Raw genomic sequence first — 8,640 nt, 5'->3', positions numbered from 1 at the left:
GACCGCAACCGGACCCCGCGCGGCCGCCCCGTTCGGCGGCTCCTCAGCGCAGTGCTGTCTCCAGGGGGACCGGCCGGAACATCTCCGCCTCCTCCTCCGGCCTCAGTGCCGTCGGGCCGTAGATCCAGTCGACGAACGAGTAGTCGTAGGTGTCGCGGGCATGCAGGAGAGCGTTGCGCTGGAGCCTCCGAAGGCCTTCGAGGTGCCACAACTCGCCCCATGACCGGGCTGTGTCGACGACCCTGCGGCAGTGTTCGGGCCGTACCGCCTCGTAAGCGGCGAGTGCCGTGCTCCAGTCGACGCCCGAGCCGCTTTCGGTCCGTTGCGCGCGCTGGGCGGCGACGTGTTCTCCGAGGACCCAGCCGTCCTCGATCGCCATGATCGCGCCCTGTGCCATGTACTGCAACGGTGGGTGCGCCGCGTCGCCGAGCAGGGCGATCCGGCCGCTCACCCAGGTCGTGATCGGGTCGCGGTCGTACATCCGCCACCACCGGTCGCGCCACATCAGTGCCAGCCCCTGTTGGACCTGGTCGCAGGTTGTGGCGAACGCCGCGTCCAACTCGTCCGGGGTGCCCCAGTCCTCCTCTCCCGCCAGCGCCTTCGGTGATTCGAACACGGCGACCTGGTTGAACATGGTGCCGCCCCTCAGCGGGTACTGCACGAAGTGGCAGTGCGGCCCGACGTACACCACGACGTCCTTGTCGTGGATGTCGCGGGTGGCGACCTCCTCGAACGGTACGGCGGCGCGGTAGGCCACGTAGGCCGAGCTGACCGGCTGGTCCCGGACCAGCAACTCGCGGGCGACCGAGTGCAGGCCGTCTGCGGCGATCACCAGTTCCGCCTCGTCGGCGCGGCCGTCGGCGAAGCGGACCCGGGCGCCGGCGGCGGTGTTCTCGTACGACGTGCAGTGGGAGTCGGTGACGAGCTCCACGCCCGCCCGCTCACAGGCGCGGAGCAGGACGGTGTGCAGGTCACTGCGGTGGATCACCAGGTACGGGTAGCCGTAGCGGCGCTCCAGGTCGCGTAGGTCGAGGCGGGTCAGTTCGCCGGCGTCCACGGCGTCCTTCATGATGATGTTCTCGGGCAGCACGCCCAGGGACACCGCCTCGGCCAGGAGGCCGTAGTGGTCGAGGATGCGGGTGCAGTTCGGTGCGAGCTGGAGTCCCGCGCCGACCTCGCCGAAGGTGGGAGCCTGCTCGTACACCCTGACCCGCAGGTCCTGGCGGGTCAGGGCAAGCGCCGCGGCGAGGCCGCCGATGCCGCCCCCGACGACGATCACGTCGGCGCGGGTGGGGGGATGGTTGTGCATGGATTCGGTCCTTGTCGTCACAGCCAGGCGGGCAGGGTCGGTGGGAGGCCACCGTCGGCGGCGGTCACTCCGGTCGCGGGGCGTCCGGCCAGGTAGGCGGTCACCGCGGCCTGCGGTCCCCTGAGGTCGGGCACGGTGTCGTGGCCCCGTTTGGCGCGGATGTCCTCCTCCAGCGCCCGCAGGAAGTCGTCGGGGAGGTCGGCGAAGGAGACCCCGGTGGCGAGGTCCACGGCGTGCACCATCACCTCCCGGGCGCGCAGGTACGGGGTCTCGCTCGCCGGCACCGTGCGGCCCTGCGCGGTGACCACCGGGGCCCGCCAGGCCTCCTCGGGCAGGGCCGACATCGCGGCGGCCAGGTTCGCGGCCGACTCGGTGAACCATCGGGTCAGCTCGTCCGCGCCCAGCCCGGCTCCCCTCTCGATCCCGGCGGCGCGTTCCCACGGGGTGCCGTACATCGGGGTCCGCTCACCGGTGCGGGCCCAGTGGACGAGGTTGGCGATCGCCTCGGCGTTCGCCGCCAGGTGCGCGACGAGGTGTTTGCGGGTCCAGCCCGGCAGGGCCGATGCGGCGGCGTACTCGTCCTCGGAGAGTCCGGCGATCGCCGAGGCGCACAGTGCGGTCCCCGTCTCGACCCAGCCGAGTGCGGTGGTGAGGTCGTGTTCCATCAGGCGCCTTCGGGGACGACGGGGTTCTCCAGCCGGCCGATCGACTCGATCTCGGTGACGACCAGCTCACCACCCTCCAGGTAGACCTGGGGCTTGCGGGCGTGGCCGACGCCGCCGGGGGTGCCGGTCGCGATGATGTCGCCCGGGTTGAGCCGCACCATCGTCGAGACGTAGCGGACCAGGTCGACCGGGTCGAAGAGCAGGTCGCCGGTGTTGTCGGACTGCACCACCCGGCCGTCGACCTCGCAGCGGATGTCGAGGGCCGGCCGCGGACCGGTCTCGTCCGTGGTGACGAGGAACGGGCCGACGGGGGTGCTGGAGTCCCAGTTCTTGCCCTGCAGCCATTCCCGGGTCCGGAACTGCCAGTCACGGCAGGTGATGTCGTTGAGCACGGTGAATCCCGCGATCGCGGCTACCGCCTCGTCCTCACCCGCCCGGCGCACCTGCCGGCCGATGACGAGGGCGAGCTCGGCCTCCCAGTCGAACTGCCCGGTCTCCACCGGGCGCCGGATGGCGTCGTGGGCGCCGATGAGGGTGTCGGCGTACTTGGCGAAGAGGGTCGGGTGTTCCGGGAGGTCCCGGCCCATCTCCTTGATGTGGTTGCGGTAGTTCAGCCCGACGCAGACGACCTTGCCGGGTCGCGGAACGACCGGGGCGAAGTCGGCCCCGGTGAGCGGGTGCTGCGGGCCGTCGGCCGTCGCGGCGGCCGCGAGGCCGCCGGGAGCGGCCAGGACCGCGCCGACGCTGGGCCGGCCGACCTCCACGAGCCGGTCGCCCTCGACGCGGACGGCGGCAGTGCGCCGGTCGCCCAGGCGGATGGTGGCGAGCTTCATCGGTTGCCCCTCTCGGTGTGGCTGCGGAACAGGTTGAGCTTGGTGAGGATCGGGGCGTCGCTGAACTGGAACAGGTCGAGCGCGCCCGAGTCGGAGTCGGAGGCCGAGGCCTCCGAACGGATCGACAGCGGCTGCCAGGACGGGACTACGAAGAGGTCGCCGCGGGTCACCGTCCAGGAGTGGTCGCCGACCGTGACCGTCCCTGCGCCGTCGAAGACCTGGTAGACCGAGGAGCCGGTTTCCCGGTGCGGCGCGGTCTCCGTGCCGGCCGTGATCCGGTGGAACTGCGCCCGGATCGTGGGGAGCACGTCGTCGGCGCTGGTCGGGTTGGTGTAGCGGACCAGGGCGTGGCCGGGCTCGACCGTGCCCGGGTGGCCCTCGCGCTCCAGCGTCAGCTGGCCGGTGAGTGCGGCGTCGGTGTCGGCCCACCGGTAGCACAGCAGCGGAGTGCCCTCGCGGTGCCCGAACCGGGAGACCGGTACAAGGCCGGGGTACCCCCACAAGCGCTGTGACCGGGAACGGGCGGGGGTGGTGTGCTCCTCCTCGCTGAGGGTGTCCCGGCCGAAGTCGAAGAACTGCGCCTCGATGCCGTACTGGAACGGGATGTCGAGCCCGTCGAGCCAGGCCATCGGCGCGTTCGCCGAGTTGTGGTGGGCGTGCCAGTGCATGCCGGGCTGGGGCAAGAAGTCGCCCCGGCCCATCGGTACGGGGTCGCGCTCCACCACGGTCCACACGCCCTCACCCTCGACGACGAAGCGGAACGCGTTCTGGGTGTGCCGGTGCTCGGGGGCGTCCTCGCCCGGCATCAGGTACTGGATCGCGGCCCACAGGGTCGGGGTCGCGTAGGGCCGGCCGCCCAGGCCCGGGTTGGCGAGTGCGATCGCGCGGCGCTCCCCGCCGCGGCCGACCGGGACCAACTCCCCGGATCGCGCTGCGAGTTCGGAAAGTTCACGCCACTTCCATCGGTGCGACTGCGCGCTGGAGCGCGGGTGCTGCGGCATCAGGTCGCCGATCTCGGTCCACAACGGGACGAGCAGCGCGTCGTCGAAACCGCGGTAGAGGTTCAGGAGCTCGGGGGTGACCGGAGGCTGGTCAGGGCGGTCCTCGGCTGCGGGACCGGGCGGGGCCGTAAGGGCGTTCACTTCGGACATGGCCCGACTATCGGCCGCGGGGGCGACTGCAGAACAGAGGATTCTGCACTGCGGAACAGCATGTGTGACGATCTGGGCATGGTGAAGTCGATGAAGACCCCGCCCACCTACGCGCCCAACAGCGTCGACCATGCCCTGCGGCTCGCCCAGATCCTCCAGCTCGACGGTTCGGTCACCGTGTCGGAGGCGGCCGCGCGGCTGGGCGTCGCCCGCTCCACGGCCCACCGCCTGCTGACCGCACTGGTCTACCGCGACTTCGCGGTGCAGAACGAGGACCGGACCTATCGGGTGGGCCCCGTCCTCGCCCTCGCCGAGCATGCCCGCTCCGACCTCGGCGCGCTGCGCGCGGCGGCCCTCGGACCGATGCGCGCCCTGGTCGACCGGATCGACGAGACGGCGAACCTCAGCGTCCGCACCGGCCGCAACATCCGGTTCATCGCCTCGACGGAGTGCGCCCAGGCCCTGCGGGTGGGCAGCCGCGAGGGCATGGTCTTCCCGGCCCACCAGGCCACCGGCGGCCTGATCGAGCTCGCCGCTCTCCCGGACGAGGAGGTCGAGGCCCTGTACGCCGACGGCCGGCGCGACCCGGGCGAGGAGATGCCGGACATGGCCCACCTGCGCCGGGAGCTCCGGGTGGTACGGCGCAGCGGGGTCGCGCTCAACCTGGAGCGCACCGAGCGGGGCGTGGTGGCGGTCGGGTGCGCGGTGAAGGACCGCGCCGGCAGGACCACCGCGGCCCTGTCGGTCTCGATGCCCAGCATCCGCTACTCGCCCGGGACGCTCAAGCCGCTCACCGCCGCGCTCACGGTCACGGTCGAGGCGATCACGCGCGCGCTCTGAGTGGGCGAACGTAAGGTGCGAATCGCTCCGAAGATGTTGGCTCGGTGGATTCCGTCTGGTTTAGCAATTCGGAGAAATGTTCCCGCTAATGCAGAGCTTCCAGGCATTTCGGGCCGTGCACCTTGGTAATGAATGCGATAAAAACAGGTCAAAACACTCATCGCAAGCCATCCCTAAACGCCCACTGAGACGCCTTGGTCAACGCGAGAGGTCGCGCCGGGCCAGTGTGCTGGCGAGCCCGGCCGCCGCTGCCCGTACCGGCGTCGTGTACCGGTCGGGCCGGAACCTTCCCACCGGCCCGGCCACGCTGATCGCGGCGACCGGCTCGTCGTGCCCAAGCACCGGCGCGGCGACGCACAGAAGCCCCAGCGCCGACTCTTCGAGCTCGAAGGCGATGCCGGTCTCGGTGATCCGTTGCAGCTGGCGGCGCAGGGCGCCCGGTGTCACGACGGTGTGGGGTGTGCGCCGCTCCAGCGGCCCGGTGAGCACCTCGCGCCGCAGGGCGTCATCGGCGTGTGCGAGCAGCGCCTTTCCGATGGCGGTGCAGTGCAGCGGCATCCGTCCACCGGTGCGCGAGGGGGCTTTGGCCTGCCGGTGGCCCCCGATCTTGGCGACGTAGACGACGTCGTGGCCCTCGCGCACGCCGAGGTGGACGGTCTCGTGAGTGCGTTCGTAGAGGTCCTGGAGGAAGGGCATCGCCACCTCCAGCAGGCTGCGCTCCGGCGACGCGAGCATCCCGAGCTCGAAGAGGCCGCCGCTGGGGCGGTAGCCGCCGTCGACGCGGTCGAGCAGGCGATTGGCGACCAGGGCCCCGGCCAGTCGGTGCAGGGTCGCCTTGTGGAGGCCGGTGCGCCGTACCAGCTCGGCGAGGGAGACAGCCTGGTCATCGGGCCGGAACGCCCGCAGGATCGTCACCGCCTTGCCCAGCACCGTGTCGAGACCAGAGGTGTCCGCCATGGGCGCAGCGTATCGCTGAGCGAGACAAAGTGCTGGTTCGGTACGAGCCCCGGCCGCAGAGTGGGGCCGTGACCGACAACAACAGGCTCGCCACCGCGAGCAACGACGACATCGCCGCAGCGGTCGCGCGGCTCGCCGAGGCGTCCGCCTCCGGCGTGCCCTGCGCACCGGTGCGGGACCTGATCGGACGGAACGACCTGGCCGCGGCGTACGCCGTGCAGGCCGCGCTGACACAGCGCCGCCTCGCGGCCGGCGCCCGGATCACCGGCCGCAAGATCGGCCTGACCTCGCCGGCGGTGCAGCGACAGCTCGGCGTCGACCAGCCCGACTTCGGCGTCCTCTTCGACGACATGGCCTACACGGACGGCGACGCGCTCCCGGCCGGACGGATCCTCCAGCCCCGGGTCGAGGCGGAGATCGCGTTCCTGCTCCGTACCGATCTGGCCGACGGCCCGCTCGACACCGCGCAGGTCCGGGACGCGATCGAGTACGGCGTGGCCGCCCTGGAGATCTGCGGCAGCCGGATCGCGTGGTGGGACATCAGCCTCGGTGACACGGTGGCCGACAACGCGTCCGCCGGCGCCTACGTGCTCGGGACGCAAGCCCACACTCTCGGCCAGGTCGAACCGGTGGACGTCACCATGACGATGAGCATCGACGGGGAGGAGGTCTCCACCGGAACCGGCGCGGATTGCCTCGGCGATCCGGTCGAGGCCGTCGTGTGGCTGGCCCGCACGGCCCGCGACCTCGGCGAGCCCCTGCGTGCGGGGCAGGTCGTCCTGTCCGGCGCGCTCGGTCCGATGCGGCCGGTGTCCCCCGGCAGCACCGTCACCGCCACCCTGTCCGGCCTCGGCGCCGTGACGGTCGGCTTCAGCGAGGGAGCGGCAGCATGAGCAGGACGAAGGTCGCGGTCATCGGGTCCGGCAACATCGGCACCGACCTGATGATCAAAGTACTCAGAGGGGCGCCGCACCTCGAAATGGGCGCCATGGTCGGTATCGACCCCGCCTCCGACGGCCTCGCCCGCGCCGCGCGGCTCGGAGTCCGGACCACCCACGAAGGCGTCGACGGGCTGATCGCGATGCCGGACTTCAACGAGATCCGGATCGTCTTCGACGCGACCTCGGCAAAGGCGCACGAGGCGAACGCCGGCAAGCTGGCCCCGCTCGGGAAGCGGCTGATCGACCTCACCCCGGCGGCCGTCGGGCCCTACGTCGTCCCCGCCGTCAACCTCGACCAGCACCTGCACGCCGCCAACGTCAACATGGTCACCTGCGGCGGCCAGGCCACCATCCCGATCGTCGCGGCGATCAGCCGCGTCGTGCCGGTGGAGTATGCGGAGATCGTCGCGTCGATCGCGTCGAAGTCGGCCGGCCCGGGCACCCGCGCCAACATCGACGAGTTCACCGAGACGACCTCGTCCGCCATCGAACGGGTCGGCGGGGCCCGCCGCGGCAAGGCGGTCATCATCCTCAACCCCGCCGAGCCGCCGCTGATGATGCGCGACACGGTCTTCTGCCTCATCGCGGCCCCGGACCCGGCCACCCACGAGGAGATCCGGCGCTCGGTCGGGGAAATGGTCTCCGACGTCGCCGCCTACGTCCCCGGCTACCGGCTCAAGCAACAGGTGCAGATCACCGCGATCCCTGCGGACCAGCCGGTCGCGACGCTCCTCACGGAAGGCGCCCCCCGGCCCACCCACCAGGTGTCCGTCTTCCTGGAGGTCGAGGGCGCCGCACACTACCTGCCGGCCTACGCCGGCAACCTCGACATCATGACCTCCGCCGCCATCCAGGTCGCGGAGCGCATCGCAGCCGGGAAGGCGAACCAGTAATGGGAACCCCGATCTTCGTCCAGGACGTCACCCTGCGCGACGGCATGCACGCCGTCCGCCACCGGATCACGCCGCAGGACGTCAAGCGCATCGTCACCGCACTCGACCGGGCCGGCGTCGACGCGATCGAGGTGGCGCACGGCGACGGCCTCGCCGGAGGGTCGCTCAACTACGGCCCAGGGTCGCACACCGACTGGGAGTGGATCGAGGCGGCGGCCTCGGTACTGGAGAACGCCCGCCTCACCACGCTGCTACTGCCAGGCGTCGGCACCCTCCACGAACTGAAGCGCGCCCACCAACTCGGAGTCCGCTCCGTGCGCGTCGCCACGCACTGCACCGAGGCCGACATCTCCGCGCAACACATCTCCGCGGCGCGGGAACTCGGCATGGACGTGTCCGGGTTCCTGATGCTCTCCCACATGGCCGCGCCCGAGGAACTCGCCCGGCAGGCAAAGCTGATGGAGTCCTACGGCGCGCACTGCGTCTACGTCACCGACTCCGGTGGCCGGCTCACGATGCGGGACGTGGCCGCGCGGGTGCGGGCCTACCGCGAAGTCCTCGACGCCGGGACGGAGATCGGCATCCACGCCCACGAGAACCTCTCGCTCTCGGTCGCGAACTCCGTCGTCGCGGTCGAGAACGGTGTCCGCCGCGTCGACGCCTCGCTGGCCGGCCACGGCGCGGGCGCGGGCAACTGCCCGCTGGAGGCGTTCATCGCGGTCGCGGACCTCTCGGACTTCGAGCACGGCTGCGACCTGTTCCACCTCCAGGACGCCGCCGACGACCTCGTCCGCCCGCTCCAGGACCGCCCGGTGCGCGTCGACCGGGAAACCCTCACCTTGGGCTACGCGGGCGTCTACTCCTCCTTCCTCCGCCACGCGGAGGCCGCCGCCGCGCGCTACGGCGTCGATGTCCGCGACATCCTCATGGAGTGCGGACGCCGCCGCCTGGTGGGCGGGCAGGAGGACATGATCGTCGACATCGCGCTCACGCTGGCCGCCGAGCAGGACACGCGGGCAGCCTGAACGTTCCACACCGGTGCTCCCCTCTC

9 protein-coding genes are annotated in these 8,640 nt (G+C 71.5%); 4 read left to right on the top strand and 5 right to left on the bottom strand.

All coding sequences use genetic code 11. The annotated features are described in order from the left end of the window. Nucleotides 1–43: 43 nt before the first annotated feature. Genes ABTY56_RS29865 through ABTY56_RS29850 form a run of 4 tightly spaced genes read right to left on the bottom strand, consistent with a single transcriptional unit; the run spans nucleotide 44 to nucleotide 3,958 of the window. Nucleotides 44–1,309: an FAD-dependent monooxygenase gene (locus tag ABTY56_RS29865; RefSeq protein WP_350632474.1), complete on the bottom strand. Its 1,266-nt coding sequence runs from the start codon at nucleotides 1,307–1,309 to the stop codon at nucleotides 44–46. A 17-nt stretch (nucleotides 1,310–1,326) separates the two neighbouring features. Next, the gene (locus ABTY56_RS29860) at nucleotides 1,327–1,974 is read right to left on the bottom strand and encodes a maleylpyruvate isomerase family mycothiol-dependent enzyme (protein ID WP_350632473.1); all 648 of its coding nucleotides are present in this window, start codon (nucleotides 1,972–1,974) and stop codon (nucleotides 1,327–1,329) included. Then, complete coding sequence (locus ABTY56_RS29855; RefSeq protein ID WP_350632472.1) at nucleotides 1,974–2,807, bottom strand: fumarylacetoacetate hydrolase family protein; 834 nt, start codon at nucleotides 2,805–2,807, stop codon at nucleotides 1,974–1,976. The genes ABTY56_RS29860 and ABTY56_RS29855 overlap by 1 nt, the downstream gene beginning before the upstream one ends. Beyond that, on the bottom strand, nucleotides 2,804–3,958 hold the full coding sequence (locus tag ABTY56_RS29850) for a cupin domain-containing protein (RefSeq protein WP_350632471.1): 1,155 nt from the start codon (nucleotides 3,956–3,958) through the stop codon (nucleotides 2,804–2,806). The genes ABTY56_RS29855 and ABTY56_RS29850 overlap by 4 nt, the downstream gene beginning before the upstream one ends. Nucleotides 3,959–4,036: 78 nt before the next feature. On the opposite strand from ABTY56_RS29850, the gene ABTY56_RS29845 reads away from it, so the two are divergent. Beyond that, a complete protein-coding gene (locus tag ABTY56_RS29845) occupies nucleotides 4,037–4,798 on the top strand; it encodes an IclR family transcriptional regulator (protein WP_350632470.1) in 762 nt (253 codons plus the stop codon). 198 nt (nucleotides 4,799–4,996) lie between these two features. On the opposite strand, the gene ABTY56_RS29840 is transcribed toward ABTY56_RS29845, so the two are convergent. Next, nucleotides 4,997–5,755, bottom strand: a complete 759-nt coding sequence (locus ABTY56_RS29840; RefSeq protein WP_350632469.1) for an IclR family transcriptional regulator — start codon at nucleotides 5,753–5,755, stop codon at nucleotides 4,997–4,999. Nucleotides 5,756–5,823: 68 nt separating this feature from the next. Here ABTY56_RS29840 and ABTY56_RS29835 point away from each other — a divergent pair, with 68 nt between their 5' ends. The 3 genes from ABTY56_RS29835 to dmpG are packed head-to-tail and all read left to right on the top strand — an operon-like array spanning nucleotide 5,824 to nucleotide 8,614. Continuing rightward, on the top strand, nucleotides 5,824–6,648 hold the full coding sequence (locus tag ABTY56_RS29835) for a 2-keto-4-pentenoate hydratase (protein WP_350632468.1): 825 nt from the start codon (nucleotides 5,824–5,826) through the stop codon (nucleotides 6,646–6,648). After that, on the top strand, nucleotides 6,645–7,589 hold the full coding sequence (locus tag ABTY56_RS29830; protein ID WP_350632467.1) for an acetaldehyde dehydrogenase (acetylating): 945 nt from the start codon (nucleotides 6,645–6,647) through the stop codon (nucleotides 7,587–7,589). The genes ABTY56_RS29835 and ABTY56_RS29830 overlap by 4 nt, the downstream gene beginning before the upstream one ends. Continuing rightward, the gene (gene dmpG, locus ABTY56_RS29825; RefSeq protein ID WP_350632466.1) at nucleotides 7,589–8,614 is read left to right on the top strand and encodes a 4-hydroxy-2-oxovalerate aldolase; all 1,026 of its coding nucleotides are present in this window, start codon (nucleotides 7,589–7,591) and stop codon (nucleotides 8,612–8,614) included. The genes ABTY56_RS29830 and dmpG overlap by 1 nt, the downstream gene beginning before the upstream one ends. The last annotated feature ends 26 nt before the right edge of the window (nucleotides 8,615–8,640 follow it).

The sequence above is a fragment of the Kitasatospora sp. NPDC097691 genome (assembly GCF_040302665.1).
GTDB lineage: Bacteria > Actinomycetota > Actinomycetes > Streptomycetales > Streptomycetaceae > Kitasatospora.
Note: the sequence above shows the minus strand (reverse complement) of the source record. Positions and strands in the feature narration are given on the sequence as shown.